The organism is Mycoavidus sp. B2-EB (assembly GCF_014218255.1).
Taxonomy (GTDB): domain Bacteria; phylum Pseudomonadota; class Gammaproteobacteria; order Burkholderiales; family Burkholderiaceae; genus Mycoavidus.
Genome location: NZ_AP021872.1, coordinates 1112904 through 1131056, shown reverse-complemented (window position 1 = coordinate 1131056; position 18153 = coordinate 1112904). Strand labels below are relative to the sequence as shown.

Sequence of the window (18153 nt, the reverse complement as noted above, 5' to 3'; positions counted from 1 at the left end):
TTTCCGGATGAGTGAATAAACTATTATAATAGCGGGCTCTTTCATAAGGTTGGCTCTCTATCTTGAATTTTAATTACCTATGCTGCAAAAAATTCTAAATTTCTCACGCGCGCAATTTACGCTTGGCCTCCTCGCAGGCGCTCTTATCTTAAATGCAAATGCAGCTTTTGCCGAGAAAAACACTTATTTCAACAACTTTAATTTTGACTCTTCGGTACTGACAGAAAGCGATACAAAGGGTCATGCTGGCAAATTATCGGGCGCTCCGATTCAAGAGCGGCATACCTTTTTGTCAGACATGGCAACCCAGGCTAGCGACGTTGTTGTCAGCGCTTTGAATATGATTGGCGTGCGCTACCGTTGGGGCGGCAACACGCCGAATTCAGGCTTGGATTGCAGCGGTTTTGTGCGTTATGTATTTCAAGATGCGCTGGGCTTGACATTGCCGCGTCGCGCAGTAGAGATGAGCCGAGTGGGCGCGAAAATCAAAATGACAGATCTCCGGCCAGGCGATCTCGTATTTTTTAACACCATGCGCCGCACGTTCTCGCATGTTGGTATTTATATTGGCGACAATAAATTCGTTCATTCTCCTTCAACCGGTAATAACATTCGGGTTGATAGATTGGATAACCGCTATTGGGGAATACGCTATACGGGGGCGCGCCGGGTTGAGGCGTTGTTGGCTGGATAGTTAGAGAGATTTGAAAGTTATAATTTCTATGTATTTTTGATGATGGCGTATAGTATTTGAATATCTTTTGATCTTCAGAATTAAATTTTGATTGTGATAAAAAGTATTCATATATTTTAAATTTTACTTTTTTATCCCTAGTAGGATGCGCACGCTACGCGCGATCATCAAGCGACGTAGTTGCTACGGGCTAGAAAGCCGATGACAAACCTCAGCCGAAATTGGCTCAAAGGTGCGCTAGGTATGCTTCTGTGCTGTGCTGGCCATAATTTGCGCATGATTCTCAGAAAGCTTCGGTTTTTGGGCTTATATTGGGCTTGGCTCTAGGCAACTATACGGCTTCCGTTTCTCTCTAAGAAAATAGAAATACCTGCTATTTTGGAAGAAAATTACACAGAAGAGTATGATAGATTTCCCAGCAATAAAAATCCGAAAATAGAAAAGAAATAAAACCATTTGCCACCACAATAAGCGAAGCATCCCTCAGATTTTTAGCAAATACTCAATATTTGTTATATGCTACTAAGGTCGATAGGCAAAACGTATTGGCAAATGTATTGATCGATGGTCGCGCAAGACAAGTGCTCGCCATGTAGGGAGTGCGGTGTGTGGCCCCTTCATACATATTTCAGGAGAGTAAAAAATGCTATCTATATACCGTACTTCTCGTCCTTCTAGCCTAGCTGTTGTATTGCTGATCAGTATGCTTGCTGCATGCCAGGGGAAACCGGACCAGGACGCTGCTACTCGTAACACGACCCCTACCGACGCTGTGGTGGGTAGTGTAAATGGTAATGTAAATACGGTCTCCCCTCAGCCTACATCTGCCGACTCCTCTCAGCCTACGCCCGCCGCAGACCTGTTGGCATCCAAAGTGCAACAAGTGAAGAATGCGCTTGTCTCGGCCGAAATCATCTCTCCGATTGCCGAGCGCTCTCTTTACTTTAGGTTTGACCAACATTCAGTCAGAAATACTGGCCAACCTCTTTTAGAAAAGCATGTGCAGTATTTAAAAGCGCACCCAGATCAGAAATTACATGTTCAGGGATTTACCGATGAAAGAGGCACCTCTAAATATAATTTAGCACTTGGACAACGACGTGCAGAATCAGTGCGTCACGCATTGATTTTATTGGGAGCCCCTGCATCCAATATAGAGGCAGTCAGTTTTGGCAAAGAAAAGCCAAAGAGTCTCGGGCATGATGAGGCCTCTTGGGCTGAGAATCGCCGTGTAGATTTGGTTTATTCGCACTAAAAAGTGTCGGTGGGGTGAGCGGGCTTTTTAACTGGCAAACCCCAACCTAATCCCGCTCTGTCTGATAACAGGCAAGGTGGCCAAACATATCCACAGATACTGTGCATAACTACGTTGAAAAGTGTTTTATATCTTTTTCAAAGGTAGATGGGATAAGGCCACTCTTTAGATTGATTAAATTTTAGCAAGATGCCTACTTTTCGGGAGTGTTCTAGGTTTTCTATTTTTTTAGGCTATGTGTAACTTAGCTTGAAGGCTAATCTAGCTGCCTATCGTTCTTGGTTTACGGGCTCGTTTTGGACGACGTGAAGCTTCTAACGCTTATGTCCCGAGCTACCGCCTCAGATCTGAGATTCATTCTGGCCCCCTCTTTTTTCTTTAAAAAGTTAGGTTAAAAACTTCTCGCTTGCATGTTAGCATCCACTTTTCTTCATGCAGCACTTCTTATCTTAAAATGTCCGCCGGTTTAAACCAGGCACAGCGTGAAGCCGTGCATTATCTTGATAGCCCTTGTTTGGTCCTCGCAGGCGCGGGCAGTGGCAAAACGCGTGTCATTACGCAAAAAATCGCCTATCTGATTGAAGTTCGAGGGTTTGAGCCTAAACATATTGCTGCGGTGACCTTCACCAATAAAGCGGCCGCTGAAATGCGCGAGCGTGTTGCGCAATTGCTCGAAGGTAAAACACTGTCTGCCCCTGGCAAGGAGGGGCGTAAGATACCCACTAAGCAGCTCACGGTGTGTACGTTTCATTCACTTGGCTTGCAAATGCTTAGGCAAGAAGCTGAGCAGGTCGGGTTAAAGCCGCAGTTTTCAATTATGGATGCGCAGGATTGTTTGACGCTGCTTCAAGAGCAAGCATCGACCACTGATAAAGCGCTGATCCGCCGCATTCAAAACGCGATTTCGCTTTGGAAAAATGCGCTGGTGACACCGGAGCATGCGCTGGCCAATGCGAGCGATGAAGATGAGCATCAGGCGGCGCTGATCTATCGTAATTATGTTGCTACGCTTAACGCTTATCAGGCCGTGGATTTTGATGATTTGATCCGGATTCCGGCTGAGCTTTTAGCGGCGCATGAGGCGGTGCGCGATAAATGGCAAAACCGACTACGTTATTTGCTGATTGATGAATATCAGGACACGAATGCTTGCCAATATACTTTACTCAAGTGGTTAGTTGGGCCGCGGGCAGCATTTACAGCGGTCGGTGATGACGATCAAGCCATCTATGGTTGGCGCGGCGCAACCTTAGAAAACCTTAAGCAATTGCAAGTTGATTTTCCGGTGCTTAAGGTGATCAAGCTTGAGCAAAACTATCGTTCGACCGTGCGTATTTTGGATGCGGCGAATAATGTGATTGCCAACAATCCCAAATTGTTTGAAAAAAAATTGTGGAGCGAATATGGGGTGGGCGATGCAATTACGGTCACCGCTGCCAATGATGAAGAGCATGAAGCCGAGTCCGTGGTTTTTCGGCTCTCTGCGCATCGCTTTGAGCGGCGCGCGCAGTTTCGTGATTATGCAATTCTGTATCGGAGTAATTTTCAGGCGCGCGTATTAGAGCAAGTGTTGCGCCGTGAGCGAATTCCATATGTTTTATCAGGCGGCCAGTCGTTTTTTGAGCGCGCTGAAATTAAAGATGTCTGCGCCTATTTAAGGTTGATTGCTAATGCGGAAGATGACCCCGCTTTTATTCGAGCGGTGACGACCCCGCGCCGCGGTATCGGCAACACCACGCTAGAAGCCCTGGGCTCTTTTGCTGGGCAAGCGAAGAGCTCGCTTTTTGAGGCGGTTTACATGGGGGCACTTGAAGCGCGGCTTGCGGCGCGCCAGCTTGAGCCACTGCGTGCGTTTTGTGATTTTATTGAGCGCTTGCGGGTCCGCGCGATTAAAGAGCCGGCATCGGTTTTATTGGATGACTTAATGGCGGGTATTCAATATGAGGTTTATCTATACGATGCATATGATGATCGTCAGGCGCGCACAAAATGGCAAAATGTCCTTGAATTTCTTGAGTGGCTTAAGCGTAAAGGGACTCAGCCTGAGCGGGAAGAGCAAGCCGCAACCGGCTTTGATACCGCAGATGGTTTAGCGGATACAGGTAAAAATTTATTGCAACTGATTCAAATGGTGGCTTTGATGTCAATGCTTGAGGGGCGTGATGAAGACCCTGATGTAGTCAGGCTATCAACCGTGCATGCGGCAAAAGGACTGGAATATCCGCATGTATTTTTAATGGGTTGCGAGGAGGGGATTTTGCCGCATCGAGGTCATGAAGGGAGTGAAATGGATGACGCTCGGATCGAGGAGGAGCGGCGCTTGATGTATGTCGCCATTACACGTGCTAAGCGCAGCCTGCATCTGACGTATTGTACTAAACGTAAATATGCGCAGCAAACGCAAGTATGCGAGCCCTCACGTTTTATCGCAGAAATGGCGCTAGACGAGGCGGCGCCTAGTGTGCCAGAAGTTACGCCGATGACCCCGAAAGATCGTTTAGCGAGTTTGAAAGCGTTGCTGAATTGACCGAGCGAACCATTTTATTTAACCGCATGAATCATATAATCAACCGCTGCTTTAACTTCAGCGTCGGGGGCATTTGAGCCGCCTTTAGGCAGCATATTGCCTTTGCCATGCAACGCGTAGTTATAGATGGTCTCCATCGATTCTTTTAAGCGAGGTGCCCAGGCGGTTTTATCGCCAAATTTAGGGGCATCCATGACGCCCGTGCCGTGGCAGGCAATACAAAATTTTGTGTAGAGCGCTTTGCCTGCTTGCGCTAAATTGGCGCTCTCTGCGCTGCCAGAGGCGGATGAGGTTGGCAGCGCAGAGAGCGCCGCCATTGCGGCTGAGGCTGTAGCGGGTGAGGCCTGGGCTGGCGTAACAGTTGCGGCCAGATTGAAGGCTGGCGCTACCGCTTCATTGATCTCAAGTTGAGCAATCGGGGCGATGCGCTGAGCGATAGCGGTGTGCGACATCGCATCGGTGCCTGCGCCTGCGCGATAGGTGTTATCAAAATATTCAATCAGCAAGAGAATGCCTACGACTGGAATTAAAAAAGAGGCAATCACAACTCGGATCAGCTGCCGCGGAGTTTTAATCAGGGTGTCGTGAGAGGTTTCGCTCATATTAATTGAGTCTCCTTGATTGAACGATATTAACAAATTATAAGTTTAAATGCTTGCTATGAGCGCGCGTATGAGTTTTGACAACTTGATTGCACAGTCAGGCCGTCGCCAAAAAAATCAGATGACCCATGCACATGCGTAGACTTCGTGCCCTGAAACGGGTATCCTTGCGGTTTCGCCGAGCAGTCTCTTATTTTGCGAAGCGCCCGTAGCTCAGTGGATAGAGTGTCGGCCTCCGAAGCCGAAGGTCGCTGGTTCGATCCCAGCCGGGCGCGCCAAAAACTAAATAAAATAAGCCTCTTTACACTTTCTTTATACTTTTCAGCATACCTTTTTCTCTTCTTTTATACGCATTCGCCTAACCTTCAGCTTGTCTTAAAGCACAAATGGAGAATAACAAATGGATGCGTTGTACTTGGCTTGCCTAGCGTTTTTTAGCGCGTTGAATGTTGCATTCATTATGGGTTGCGCTCAATTGCGTGTTAAACGCGAGGAGCGGTCATGATTTGGGTGGCGGGAATCAGCGCTGGACTACTGTTTGCCTATCTTGTCTACGCATTGTTATGGGTGGAGGCATTGGCATGAATACCAATCAAATTGCGCAAATTGCTCTTTATTTGGGGCTTTTGCTCGCCATGGCAGTTCCTCTTGGGCGCTATATGGCTGGGATTATGGAGGGCACTTCTTGGGTTGTGCATCGCTTGGGCAGACCGCTTGAGGATAGGGTGTTGCGGCTCGCCGGTATCCATCCGCGGGCTGAAATGAATTGGCGGCAGTATGCGGTGGCGGTGGCTGCATTCAATGCGCTGGGGGTCTTGGCATTGTATGGGTTACTGCGCATGCAAGGCCTGTTTGCTCTCAGTGGCCCTCAATTTCCCGCTCCCTCGGCAGCGATGGCTTTTAATATCGCGGTGAGTTTTGTGACCAATACCAATTGGCAAAATTATGCGGGTGAGAGCAGCATGACTTATCTCTCACAAATGTTAGGTCTGACGGTACAAAATTTTTTATCGGCAGCGACGGGAATTGCCGTAGTGTTTGCGCTAATCCGTGGTTTCGCGCGCCATAGCGCACAGACGATTGGAAATTTTTGGGTAGATTTGACGAGAATTACGCTTTATATCTTGTTGCCCCTCGCGCTTATCGTCTCGGTGTTGTTTATGAGCCAAGGCGTGCTACAAAATTTCTCAGCTTACCGTGCCGTGTCTACTCTGCAAGGGACGACGCAGACCCTGGCGATGGGTCCGGTTGCGTCACAAGAAGCCATTAAGCTGATTGGTACCAATGGCGGTGGTTTTTTCAATGCGAATTCTGCGCATCCGTATGAAAACCCAACCCCTTTATCCAATTTGATTCAAACGCTCTCGATTTTATTGATTCCAGCTGGTTTGTGTTTTTCGTTTGGGCGCATCGTGGGCGATAAACGGCAAGGATGGGCCTTATTTGCAGCGATGGCGCTTGCCTTAAGCGCGGCTACTCTGGCTGAAGTCGTGGCAGAGCAGGCGGGCAATCCAATTTTAACTACGCTGGGTGCGGATCAAAAGGTGCAGGCCATTCAGCCAGGCGGCAATATGGAAGGCAAAGAAACGCGCTTTGGGATTACGCAAACCGGTATTTTTACGGTTGTCACCACGGCCGCGTCATGTGGTGCGGTGAATGCGATGCATGACTCTTTAACCCCGTTGGGCGGACTGATTCCACTGTTACTGATGCAGTTAGGTGAGGTGATTTTTGGGGGCGTTGGCTCGGGTCTGTATGGCATGCTGATTTTTGCCTTGCTCGCGGTTTTTATCGCCGGCTTAATGATTGGCCGTACCCCAGAGTATCTCGGCAAAAAGATCGAAGTCTATGAAATGAAAATGGTCTCGATTATCGTCCTGTTGACGCCTTTTTTAGTGTTGCTTGGCACGGCGCTTGCGGTGTCAGTCAGCGCGGGCACCACAGCGCTTGCTAACCCTGGACCCCATGGCTTGTCAGAAATTTTATATGCGTTTAGCTCGGCGGCGAACAATAACGGTAGTGCGTTTGCCGGTCTTTCGGTGAATACTCCTTTTTATAACGTGGCCACGGCGCTTGCGATGTGGTTTGGCCGCTTTGCTGCAATGATTCCAGTGCTGGCATTAGCCGGCGCGCTGGCTGCGAAAAAACGCATGGCAGCCTCAGCCGGCACGATGCCTACGCATGGTCCATTGTTTGTCATGTTATTGCTGAGCACGGTGTTGCTAGTGGGCACCCTCACTTATATACCCGCGTTAGCGCTCGGACCTATCGTCGAGCATTTAATCATGCTTAGCTATCGCTAATTACGAGGTTTTTTATGAATCATCATATAACGACTTCTTCAATGTTTAAGCTAGAAATGATCCTGCCCGCGCTCATTGGGTCGTTTAAAAAGTTAGCGCCGCGCACGCAATTACGTAATCCAGTGATGTTTTGCGCTTATATCGCTAGTGTCTTAAGCACGCTGCTGTGGCTGGTTGCGCTGCTTCAATCCGCTCCGACGGCGGGCTTTATCTTGGCAGTTGCGCTGTGGCTCTGGTTCACGGTTTTATTTGCGAATTTTGCTGAGGCATTGGCAGAAGGTCGGAGCAAGGCGCAGGCGGCCTCGCTGCGTGGCGCAAAACGCGACTTAATGGCCAAGCAGATCAGTGAGCCTCATTATGGCTCGCCGCATCATGCGGTAAGTGGCAGCGCGCTACGCAAAGGAGATCTGATTTTAGTTGAGGCGGGCGACACGATTGCAGCGGACGGAGAAGTGATTGTAGGCTTGGCTTCAGTAGATGAATCTGCGATTACTGGCGAGTCTGCGCCGGTGATTCGTGAGGCCGGTGGAGATTTTTCAGCCGTGACGGGAGGCACGCGAGTGCTCTCGGATTGGCTCATCGTACGGGTTATGGTGAATCCGGGCGAGGCTTTTCTTGACCGGATGATTGCGATGGTTGAAGGGGCTAAAAGGCAAAAAACGCCGAATGAAATCGCGCTGACGATTCTTTTGGTAGCGCTCACGATCGTGTTGCTATTAGCCACGGCCACCCTCCTTCCTTTTTCGATCTTTAGCGTGCAGGCGATGCAAGCGGGGCAGGTGGTGAGCCTGACGGCACTCGTCGCGCTTTTTGTTTGCTTAATCCCCACTACGATTGGTGGTTTACTCTCAGCCATTGGTGTGGCGGGAATGAGTCGCATGATGCAGGCCAATGTCATTGCGACCTCTGGGCGCGCCGTCGAAGCGGCGGGAGATATTGATGTGTTGCTGTTGGATAAAACCGGCACCATCACGCTGGGCAACCGGCAAGCCACCGCGTTTTGCCCCGCCTCGGGGGTCAGTGAGCAAGCGCTGGCTGAAGCGGCGCAATTGGCCTCGTTGGCGGATGAGACGCCAGAAGGCCGCAGTATCGTGGTGCTGGCTAAACAGCGTTTTAATCTACGTGAGCGTGAGATGGGCGCATTGCAGGCTGCTTTTCTACCCTTTACGGCGCAGACTCGCATGAGCGGCGTAGATTTAGCGACGCATCAGATCCGCAAAGGAGCCGCTGATGCGATCCACCAGTATCTGGCCGAGGGCGGCCGATCCTTTGCATCTGGGTTGCAGGCAACGATTGATGAAATTGCGCGTAGAGGCAGCACGCCCTTGGTGGTTGCTGAGCAAATAGAAGGTCAGCGGCGTGCGCTGGGGGTGATTGAATTAAAAGATATTGTTAAAGGTGGGATTAAAGAACGTTTTTCTGAATTGCGCAAAATGGGGATTAAGACCGTCATGATGACGGGCGATAATCGACTCACCGCGGCGGCGATTGCCGCCGAAGCAGGGGTTGATGATTTTTTGGCGGAAGCCACGCCAGAAGCCAAACTTGCGACTATCCGCGGCTTTCAAGCTGAAGGGCGGCTGGTGGCGATGACGGGCGATGGAACGAATGACGCACCGGCTTTGGCGCAAGCCGATGTCGCGGTCGCCATGAATACGGGTACCCAGGCGGCTAAAGAGGCGGGCAATATGGTGGACCTTGACTCAAACCCAACTAAGTTGATTGAGATCGTTGAAATTGGCAAACAAATGCTCATGACGCGCGGCGCGTTGACCACCTTCTCAATTGCTAATGATGTCGCCAAGTATTTTGCGATTATTCCAGCCGCATTTGCGACCACCTATCCACAGCTTAATGCGCTCAATATCATGCAGTTGGCCAGTCCAGCGTCCGCTATTTTAGCGGCGGTGATCTTCAATGCATTAATTATTGTTGCATTGATTCCACTGGCGTTAAAGGGCGTGCATTACCGCCCGTTAGGCGCTGCGGCTTTACTGCGCCGTAATCTACTGATCTATGGTGTGGGCGGCATCTTGACTCCCTTTGTCGGGATTAAAGCCGTGGATTGGGTGCTCGCTGGGTTGGGACTCGCTTAAAAAATCAAAGCAGAATGGAAGCCATCATGAAAAATTTATTTCGTCCTTTATTCGTTTTGTTTGCTGCCCTCACTGTGTTAACGGGGGTTTTGTATCCAGCCGTGGTCACCGGGTTGGGGCGTTTGGCGTTTCCATCGCAAGTGGAGGGTAGCTTGCTGTATCGTGATGGCAAAGTCGTGGGCTCCCAATTAATTGGCCAGCATTTTGATGCTGCTCACTATTTTTGGGGACGTCCTTCGGCGACAGCATCTGTTCCCTATGATGCTCAGTCATCAAGTGGTTCCAATTGGGGACCAACGCATCCTGCGCTAGCGAATGGAGTGAAGGAACGGATCGCTAAATTGCGTGCCAGTGATCCGCAGCAGACCCAACCGGTACCGATTGATTTGGTGACCGCCTCAGCCAGTGGTTTAGATCCAGACATTAGCCTGGCTGCCGCTCAATATCAGGCGCCTCGGGTGGCACGGGCGCGCCATATGTCATTAGCCGAGGTCGAGCAGTTGATTCTGCACCATACTCAGGCGCGGCAGTTTGGCCTATTCGGGGAAGCACGGGTTAATGTATTGCTGTTGAATTTGGCTCTGGACGAGAAAAAAATGCAGTAACTTTAAGCGCTAAGCTACGATGGGATGGTTATTGTGGTTAAGTTTTTAACTAATTTAGGTCAATCCTCGTCTGGCGTGAGGGGTGTCGAAGAGAAGGGATGTTCCACAAGCTTGACTACGCCGCCGGCAGCGCGGATTTCTCAAGCGTTAAAGCGATTCTGTGCATATCCTAAAAAAATCCAGCAATGGGCCAACCGTTTTCAGCTAATTAGCATCAATAAAACGGTTGGGCCCGGCCTTCATACTCAAACTAAAACTCGCCAATCCGCGCCCCATAATCCGATTCAATTCGTCCTCCAGAAACCGGAAACGACGCGTCATGATGCTGCTTCAAATACGGAAGATTTAAATTTTGAGTTTAAACAACCTAGTACGTTTAAAAGTAAGGTTGCGCCATTTGTAGGTACATTGCAAACGCGGCCGGCGTTCTTGCGTAGCAAGGATGGTTCCCGTACTGATAAAAAAATAGCGCATTGTGCAGCGCAAATTCGGCTTGATGCCATGCTAATTAAGACGGCTTGGTTAGCGCATCTGAGCCAGTTATTTCAGGTAAAAATTGACGGTCGCCAGGTCCCAGCACTAGGCGATATATTGCATGAAATCTGGCCTAATGAGAGGGAAGATGTTGGGTTGCCATTCGCGGCCCGGACTTTCTTGGTAGAAGCGTTAGCTGAGGGGGCGCAAGGTGATATTGAGTTGGCGACTCAAGTATTAAAACAGCTTAAGCAAAAAGGGATCTTGGAGCTGGACACCGATCATTTTCATCAGCAAGATGCTAAAGTAACCCGTGCGATTTGGCATACTGCTCAGGCGTTATCGCGTGCACCAGAGGGTTTGCGCGCATTGGAAAAAATCCTCCCATCTCATAATGCACTGTTTGCTGTGAAAGCAGGTGAACGCAATTCCGCTCAAGTTGAAGGTTTACAAATGCAACAGCGCCGCGCACAGGCGTTGGCGATTTTTTTGCAAACGGGAGATTATTTGCGCACGCGTCATTTTAAGATGAGTAAAGAGTCTGATGTGCTCGCAAAGTCAGCGCTGAGCGCGGCCCAAAAATTATGGCTTGAGCCGCATGCAGAGCAAGCTGGACTTAAGCGGCAAGAAAAAAATGCATATTTCAGTTGGTGTCAAGGGTTTTTGCAAGATGGCCGGCATACCGATTTATCGCGTATGCGAGGGCGCTGGCACAAAATGGTGGGGCGCTGGGCGCAACGTGTGCAGAAACGTAAGCCGAAAACGGCGGTTTCTAAAATACGGAATCTGTTGGGCAAAGATAAAACCCCGTTTAAGCCGATGGTCAAACATTTATTTGATGAGAATCAAAGATCCAATCAAAAAACTTTTTCAGCCAGACTACAAGAGACCTTAAGCGTATTGGTGCAACGCATGCAGAGCGATAACCAGGTGATTTTTACCGATGGCGCAAATGGTGGCCTGGATAATGCCGGGCTTTCGATGAATCAAGGAGTCTGGTCGATCACTCCCTACCTAACTGCTCTGAAAGGCCGGCATGGCCTATTTAAAATCGGTGCGCAGCCAGCTGGAGGAGTCCTCGAGTTTGGCGCTGAAAACCAATATAAAGGGGGAGCTGGGGTCGCAACGATGGCTGGGCTGACGATACCCGGGTTTTTGCTAGGCAGTGGTTTTGACGTAAGCGTAAGTGGCCAGTTTTCTCATTTTACTGGGGTAAGCCTGCAAATGCCAGATCGCTTTGCCAGCCGCCCAGCTCAATTCAAATCTGCCGATTGGCGTGCTGAAATGGCCGCTCTAACAGACTTTTTGGTGCATGAAATAGCGCGCGCGAGCCAAGTCGAGCTTGACGAAAGCGATTTGTGGGATGCCTTTGTCGACCGTTTTTTTGACTCAAATCTTTCAATCGCTTGGCGCGCGGTCAAAAGTTCAGGGGTTAACTTGAGCGGCTCTTTGTTTTTGAGTGGACGTGTTGATCTCGGCCGTGCCGCATTGCCGCCTCGTTTAAGCGCGACTTCTTCAGTCGGCATAAGCTATGATCCATTTGTGCAGCGTCATCAGCAAGATCACAGTGGGCGACTCCGTAACGAGACCTTCAGCATAGAAAGTGGGGTGAGTCTTTCCGCCGCCTTATCAGCCGCGCTGGCTAACCCAGATCTGTCTGTCAATGGTGAAAGAGAGCAGCCTTTAGCGCTGAGCTTGCCGTTGAATCCACTGTATAGTGCTGGCGTCGAATTTTTTAAAGCGGGTGTCTCTACAACCTATTCAATGACGCGAGATGAATCCGGTTACATTCCAGAGCTGATGCTACGCGAGGTCACTTATTCTGATCTTTATAAGATAAAGAAAATGCTTTTAAACACGCCAGAATGGCAGTCCACCGAGCGCGGAAAAAAATTAGATGCATTTATCGCTCAACAGCTTGCATCAAATCAGCCGCATTGTGCGTTGGTCGAGCGCTGGCAAATGGAGCCACTGGCGGTAAAACAGCTTGATGGGCTCCAGGCATTAGTGAATTTCTTAGAGGTGCAGCTGGCGCGTGCTTCCGAGCAAAGGGTTAACGTTGCATTGCAAAATCAAATTGATCACTATCGGCAATGCGCTACGGAGATCCTCAACGATGAGACTCACTGGTTGCCGTCAGGGCTCTATTCTGAGCAAACGGTAGCGCACCAACAGGCGCAAGGTTTTTCATGGGGCCTAACGGCTCAGCGTGCGACCTGTGCAACCGGAGTTGGGGCGCTGCGCTGGGATGACGCGACGGCGCGGATGTTTCGCGCACGAATTGCGCAGCTTAGTCGGGCTGAGCCTAAGTTAGAGCCTTCACTGGTCTTGCCTAGAGACCTTTTAACGCCTTTTTCAGCTTTATTTAAACAAGGTCTAGATGAGTTAAGTGCGCGTCAGTCCAACGTGCATACTGATAATTAAGCGAAATCAATCGAGAGAACCAGGGAGGATGGTGTGGAAAGACCTGATCCAGATGAGCTGCTGGATAAACTGCAACGTAGCGCAGAAAAACGGCGGCGCGGCCGACTTAAAATTTTTTTTGGCGCCTGTGCTGGCGTTGGTAAAACGTGTGCAATGTTAAAGGCTGCACGTTGCCGTCAAGCGGAAGGCGAGGATGTGGTGGTCGGTATTGTAGAGACCCATGGCCGGGCTGAAACGAATGACTTGCTGGCCGGCTTAGAGGTGCTGCCACGTCAAAAATTGACCCAGCACGGGCGCTTATTATCTGAATTTGATCTAGATGTAGCGCTCTTGCGTAAGCCGGCTTTAATCTTAGTGGATGAACTGGCCCATACCAATGTGGCGGGTGCGCGCCATTTAAAACGCTGGCAAGATGTTTGCGAATTATTGGAAGCAGGCATTGATGTAGACACTACGATTAACGTTCAGCATCTGGGCAGTTTAAACGATATCGTGGGCCGCATCACGGGTATTCAAGTGCGCGAAATCGTGCCTGATCATATATTCGATTTGGCTGAAGAAGTGATGCTGGTTGATTTGCCGGTGGAAGAGTTGCTGATGCGTTTGCGCGATGGCAAAGTGTATTTGCCACAACAGGCGGAGCGGGCGACGCAACATTTTTTCCGTAAAGGCAATCTAATTGCGCTGCGTGAACTCGCATTGCGGCGCACCGCTGATCGCGTGGATGCGCAGATGCGCGAGTATCGCGCGGATCGTTCAATCCAATCTGTCTGGCAAGCGCGTGAGCGGCTTCTAGTTTGCCTTGGGCCTGGCCCAGAAAACCTCAATTTAGTGCGCGCAGCGGCGCGCCTTGCCACTGCTTTGAAGGCGGATTGGATTGCAGCTTACGTCGAAACCCCAAAATTGCAGCGGCTAGGTGACGCGCAACGGACCCGCATCTTTGCTGCGCTCAAATTGGCGCAAGAATTGGGGGCGGAAACCGTGACGCCGAATGGCACCGACATAGCAGCTCAACTCACCGCTTATGCACGGCTACGCAATGTGTCAAAATTTGTGGTGGGCGCACCGCTTCGTACTCGCTTAGCAAATAGATTAAGCCAACCATTGGGCATGAAGTTGCTGCGACAGGCTGCAGATATCGATGTGATATTAATCGCGACAGATGCCAAAGAGGTGCCCGCTACTTTAAATTTTCCTCGGCACACTCTATGCACCAATAAGAAATCCGCAGCGCCCTCAAGCCATTTTATCTGGCATCGTTATTTGAAAGCCGGGGCGATTTGCGCTTTGATTACGTGGCTAGCCACGGCTTTTTTAGTGCATATTGATTTGACCAATTTGGCCATGCTTTACTTGCTTGGCGTAATTTTTGCTGCAGCTCGACTGGGGCGTGGGCCAGGTATATTCGCTTCATTTTTAAGTGTAGTTGCTTTCGATTTCTTTTTTGTGTCACCCCGTTTTTCTTTAGCTGTGTCAGATGCAGAATATCTACTCACCTTTTTAGGACTGCTAGTGACTTCGCTGGTGATCAGTCATTTGACCTCTAACTTGCGGCGCGAAGCGCGCATTGCCACGTATCGCGAACAGCGTACAAGCACGCTGTATGCAATGACCCGTGAGTTGGCGGCAGCACTGACGACAGAACAGATTATTGAAATTGGCAGTCGCCATATTAGTGAGATTTTTCAAGCCAAGATCTCGATTTTGCTGCCAGATAGTCTAGATAGAGTGTGTCAAAAAATTGAAAAGCCGAATCCGCCCTGGAACTTAGACGAGGGGCAGATTGATCTTGGCATTGCGCAGTGGGCCTATCATCAGGCGCAAGCAGCAGGGCAAGGCACAGATACCTTAAGGGCGGCGCCAGCGCTTTATTTGCCGCTCAGAGCTCCCATGCGCACACGCGGCGTGTTGGCGCTGATTCCTCAGCAGCAGCTCAGTGCGCCTGAGCAGAAGCAATTGCTCGATACTCTAACAGCGCAGGTCGCATTAGCTCTAGAGCGAGTGCATTATGTTGAAGTCGCGCAAGATGCGTTAGTCTCGATGGAGTCAGAGCGGATGCGTAACGCACTCCTTGCCGCAATTTCGCACGATTTGCGCACGCCGCTCACTTCAATTGTGGGTTTTGCCTCAATGTTAATGTCTAAGTCGATAGAGCGCGCCACCCATACTGAGCTGATTGTAGCGATTCACGATGAGGCGCTCGCAATGAATCGGCTGGTCACGAATTTGCTGGATATGGCGCGTTTGCAGGCCGGCGAGATTCAACTCAATCGCCAGTGGCTGATGCTCGAAGAAGTGATTGGCAGCGCCTTGCATCAGTGCCGTCATTTGCTGGCTGGACATTTAACTCAAGTGCAACTACCGCCTAATTTGCCTCTGCTGAAACTGGATGCAGTGTTAATTGACTTGCAATTACCCACAATTATGAGCGAGTTCAAAACCGATCTGTATATCAATAAGTTTTCGTAACCCACGCCAGATAACGGTGTTACCAGGAGGAGGATCACCGGTTCGAGCTAGATAGCCCCCTAGTTGAGCTAGCTTAATGATGTACCGTGTAAGAGGATTGGCATTTACATTTTTCGGCTTATCTTTGACCAATTGATCAAGCCGCTGCATTTCAGAAGGCGTCAGCGCGATTTCAGCCGATATATCTGGCGCAGCTCGATGTAGCATAGTCATCCAGAAGATACGCCAACTCACGACACAGAATATAGAAATGAGATTGACTAGCCGCTCAGCTGTACGCAGCTTGGACTCTTCAGCCTTACAGCCTGATTTGAGGACTTTGTGGAATACCTCTATTTTCCAGCGTAGTGCATACCAGTCCAATTTTTCAATAGCTTGCTTGCGAGAAGTCACGGATAAATTGGTGATCAACTTCCATTCAATAGGCTCTCTGCTTGCAGGTGCGTCCCGTTCAAATGCATGAATCACCGTCAGATGCAAAGGCGGGTAACGACGCTGTTTGCCGATGGGAGGCAACACCTTTATGCGATGATATCGAAGCTCCAGCACAGCTCGATGCTCCTTACCCTTAGAGTCTCGAACCGTAATTCGATGTATTCCATTAACGCGAACCTCTTCCATTTCTTGCGAGATCGTATGCTTCCCATCTGTTGCGAGCCGATCCACACAGGTCCGAACCAAGAAATTTGTTTGGAGCTCTTGCGCTAAACAGAAGAGTTCGTAAATGTCGCTTTCGCGATCACCTACATGGACACACCGCTGGGGATCGCTAAGCAATGCGGTGGATTGCCGCAAATTCTCGAGCCACCGATAACTTTCCTTCTCTTCGATCGGAATGCGTGTTGGATTAATTTTACACTTGAGGGCCCTGGTCCCCTTGAACTTCTTGCGCGTCCAGAATTTGATTGCTGCCAACCCCAGTGGAACACCTTGTGTGGTAACCAGCAGACTCGAATGCATCAAAATCCCACACACCGTATATTTGATGTTCTTCCCCATCTGGTCTTTGCGACCTGCAACTTCACGCGTCGCGCCTATCCACTCCGGATGCTCTCGTTTATATGAGAATTCGGTCGTATCCTGCAATACTAATATGGGGCCTCTTGAGGCTTCAAACCGCTTTTGAGTTGCTTCGTAATGCCCACTTAGGATTTCCTGTTCGCTCACTTTAGCATTCGAAAAAAACCGGTAGGCTGCTTTCGTGTTACTCCAGTCCTGAAAGGCCATCGGAATACTCTGACCAACGTAAGACCACAAACGCTCTAGGACCAGCCTAAATCTCTTCGTAAGGCGTTCATCGCGGAACTTATTCTGTCCTATCTCCTCTTCAAACCATTTCTGATCTTCACTCTTTCCTACCCTGCTATCTTTGCCACGCTTTCTTTTTAACATCCATAGGTCTCATCATCTGTACGAGCAATGACGTTAACAGAACTCGATCATTGTTAACAGGCTTTAAACGCGTTAAATCTGTGGGTAATTGAAAGGTTAATTGAGCGTTTACTCGTGAATCTATTGGAAAATGCCGCTAAGTACACACCGCGCGGAACGCGGCTTGAAATGAGTGCAATTTCCATCGTGGAGCATGGCCAGTCCATGGTGCGTGTGATGCTTGACGATCAGGGACTGGGCCTACCACCGGGAATGGAAACACATCTCTTCGAAAAATTCACACGTGGCGAAAAGGAGTCAACCCAGCCTGGGGTTGGCCTGGGCCTGGCGATTTGTCGCTCTATTGTGGAAGCTCATCAAGGTAAGGTAGGGGCTGAAAATCTTTATAAAACCAAAGATTCAACGCAACCCAGCGGTGCCCGTTTCTGGTTTACATTACCGCTTGAAATATCTGACTCTGTCGCGGAAGAAATTGGACTCTCTAGTGATACAGCAGATGCAGCCAAGTGGCAAGGAGCAAGATAATGACCGAGTCTGCGATTCACATTGTATTAATCGAAGACGAAAAATCGATTTGTCGTTTTGTGCGGATTTCGCTTGAAGCGGAAGGGATGGTGGTGCATGAGGCGAATACTGGACAGCAAGGGTTGATTGCTGCCGCCACGCGCCATCCTGGGCTGATTATTGTCGACCTTGGGCTACCGGATATGGATGGCTTAGATGTGATTCGAGAATTGCGTAGTTGGAGTGAGCTGCCAATCATCGTATTGTCCGCACGAACGCAAGAACTTGAAAAAGTCGCAGCGCTGGATGCGGGGGCGGATGATTACTTGACTAAACCCTTTGGCGTATCTGAGCTATTGGCTAGAATACGCGCGCATTTACGTCGGTATAGCCGCGCCGAGGCAAATTTGGCGGCTACCGTGACATTTGGCTTAATTACGGTTGAGTTGGCACTGCGGCAAGTTAAACGCGCGGGTGAGGTGATCCATCTCACGCCGCTTGAATACCGCCTTATCACAACGCTAATTCGCCATGCTGGGCGTGTGCTGACGCATCGTCAACTATTGCGCGAGGTATGGGGGCCCTCTCATATCGAAAGCCATCACTATTTGCGGATCTATATGGGACATTTGCGCCAAAAATTAGAGCGCGATCCGGCGCAGCCTGAGCACATTATGACGGAAACTGGGGTGGGGTATCGGTTAGTTGGGGTGGATTAGAGAAAGATGGAGTGGATTGAGTAGTATCGATCTTGCTGGGAGATCGAGCAATTTTTTGATGTATTGAAACGATGTCTGTGAAGCGCACA

12 protein-coding genes, 1 tRNA gene and 1 pseudogene are annotated in these 18153 nt (G+C 49.7%); 12 read left to right on the top strand and 2 right to left on the bottom strand.

Annotated elements, in window-relative coordinates; all coding sequences use genetic code 11:
• Positions 1-79 precede the first annotated feature (79 nt).
• The 4 genes and pseudogenes from MPB2EB_RS05020 (at position 80) to MPB2EB_RS05010 (ending at position 4476) form a co-directional block, all read left to right on the top strand.
• On the top strand, positions 80-694 hold the full coding sequence (locus MPB2EB_RS05020; RefSeq protein ID WP_185181272.1) for a C40 family peptidase: 615 nt from the start codon (positions 80-82) through the stop codon (positions 692-694).
• Positions 695-842: 148 nt separating this feature from the next.
• Positions 843-1021, top strand: a pseudogene (locus MPB2EB_RS08650) (IS5/IS1182 family transposase); the annotation flags it as partial.
• A gap of 316 nt (positions 1022-1337) precedes the next feature.
• Positions 1338-1949: a peptidoglycan-associated lipoprotein Pal gene (pal, locus tag MPB2EB_RS05015; protein ID WP_232534419.1), complete on the top strand. Its 612-nt coding sequence runs from the start codon at positions 1338-1340 to the stop codon at positions 1947-1949.
• 454 nt (positions 1950-2403) lie between these two features.
• Positions 2404-4476, top strand: a complete 2073-nt coding sequence (locus tag MPB2EB_RS05010; protein WP_185181271.1) for a UvrD-helicase domain-containing protein — start codon at positions 2404-2406, stop codon at positions 4474-4476.
• A 14-nt stretch (positions 4477-4490) separates the two neighbouring features.
• Here the strand turns inward: MPB2EB_RS05010 and MPB2EB_RS05005 are convergent, their stop codons facing one another.
• Positions 4491-5078, bottom strand: a complete 588-nt coding sequence (locus MPB2EB_RS05005) for a c-type cytochrome (protein ID WP_185181270.1) — start codon at positions 5076-5078, stop codon at positions 4491-4493.
• 202 nt (positions 5079-5280) lie between these two features.
• Between MPB2EB_RS05005 and MPB2EB_RS05000 the strand changes: the two genes are divergently transcribed.
• From MPB2EB_RS05000 to MPB2EB_RS04970, 6 genes are all read left to right on the top strand, one after another.
• Positions 5281-5356 (top strand) — tRNA-Arg (locus tag MPB2EB_RS05000).
• Between the two features lie 303 nt (positions 5357-5659).
• Positions 5660-7381, top strand: coding sequence for a potassium-transporting ATPase subunit KdpA (gene kdpA, locus MPB2EB_RS04990; protein ID WP_185181269.1), 1722 nt, complete (start codon positions 5660-5662; stop codon positions 7379-7381).
• Positions 7382-7395: 14 nt separating this feature from the next.
• Positions 7396-9477, top strand: coding sequence for a potassium-transporting ATPase subunit KdpB (gene kdpB / locus MPB2EB_RS04985; protein WP_232534418.1), 2082 nt, complete (start codon positions 7396-7398; stop codon positions 9475-9477).
• Between the two features lie 26 nt (positions 9478-9503).
• Positions 9504-10082, top strand: a complete 579-nt coding sequence (gene kdpC, locus MPB2EB_RS04980) for a potassium-transporting ATPase subunit KdpC (RefSeq protein ID WP_185181268.1) — start codon at positions 9504-9506, stop codon at positions 10080-10082.
• 33 nt (positions 10083-10115) lie between these two features.
• On the top strand, positions 10116-12980 hold the full coding sequence (locus MPB2EB_RS04975; RefSeq protein ID WP_185181267.1) for a hypothetical protein: 2865 nt from the start codon (positions 10116-10118) through the stop codon (positions 12978-12980).
• 33 nt (positions 12981-13013) lie between these two features.
• Positions 13014-15449: a DUF4118 domain-containing protein gene (locus MPB2EB_RS04970; RefSeq protein WP_185181266.1), complete on the top strand. Its 2436-nt coding sequence runs from the start codon at positions 13014-13016 to the stop codon at positions 15447-15449.
• Here MPB2EB_RS04970 and MPB2EB_RS04965 read toward each other — a convergent pair.
• Positions 15393-16841 carry an IS4 family transposase gene (locus MPB2EB_RS04965; RefSeq protein ID WP_185181187.1) on the bottom strand — a complete coding sequence of 483 codons (1449 nt, stop codon included), beginning with the start codon at positions 16839-16841 and terminating at the stop codon, positions 15393-15395. The two genes, MPB2EB_RS04970 and MPB2EB_RS04965, sit on opposite strands and share 57 nt — an antisense overlap.
• Positions 16842-16919: 78 nt before the next feature.
• Here MPB2EB_RS04965 and MPB2EB_RS04960 point away from each other — a divergent pair, with 78 nt between their 5' ends.
• Both MPB2EB_RS04960 and kdpE read left to right on the top strand, forming a co-directional pair.
• Positions 16920-17366 carry an ATP-binding protein gene (locus tag MPB2EB_RS04960; protein ID WP_185182667.1) on the top strand — a complete coding sequence of 149 codons (447 nt, stop codon included), beginning with the start codon at positions 16920-16922 and terminating at the stop codon, positions 17364-17366.
• Positions 17366-18064: a two-component system response regulator KdpE gene (kdpE, locus tag MPB2EB_RS04955; RefSeq protein ID WP_185181265.1), complete on the top strand. Its 699-nt coding sequence runs from the start codon at positions 17366-17368 to the stop codon at positions 18062-18064. Before MPB2EB_RS04960 ends, kdpE begins: the two co-directional genes overlap by 1 nt.
• Positions 18065-18153 lie beyond the last annotated feature (89 nt).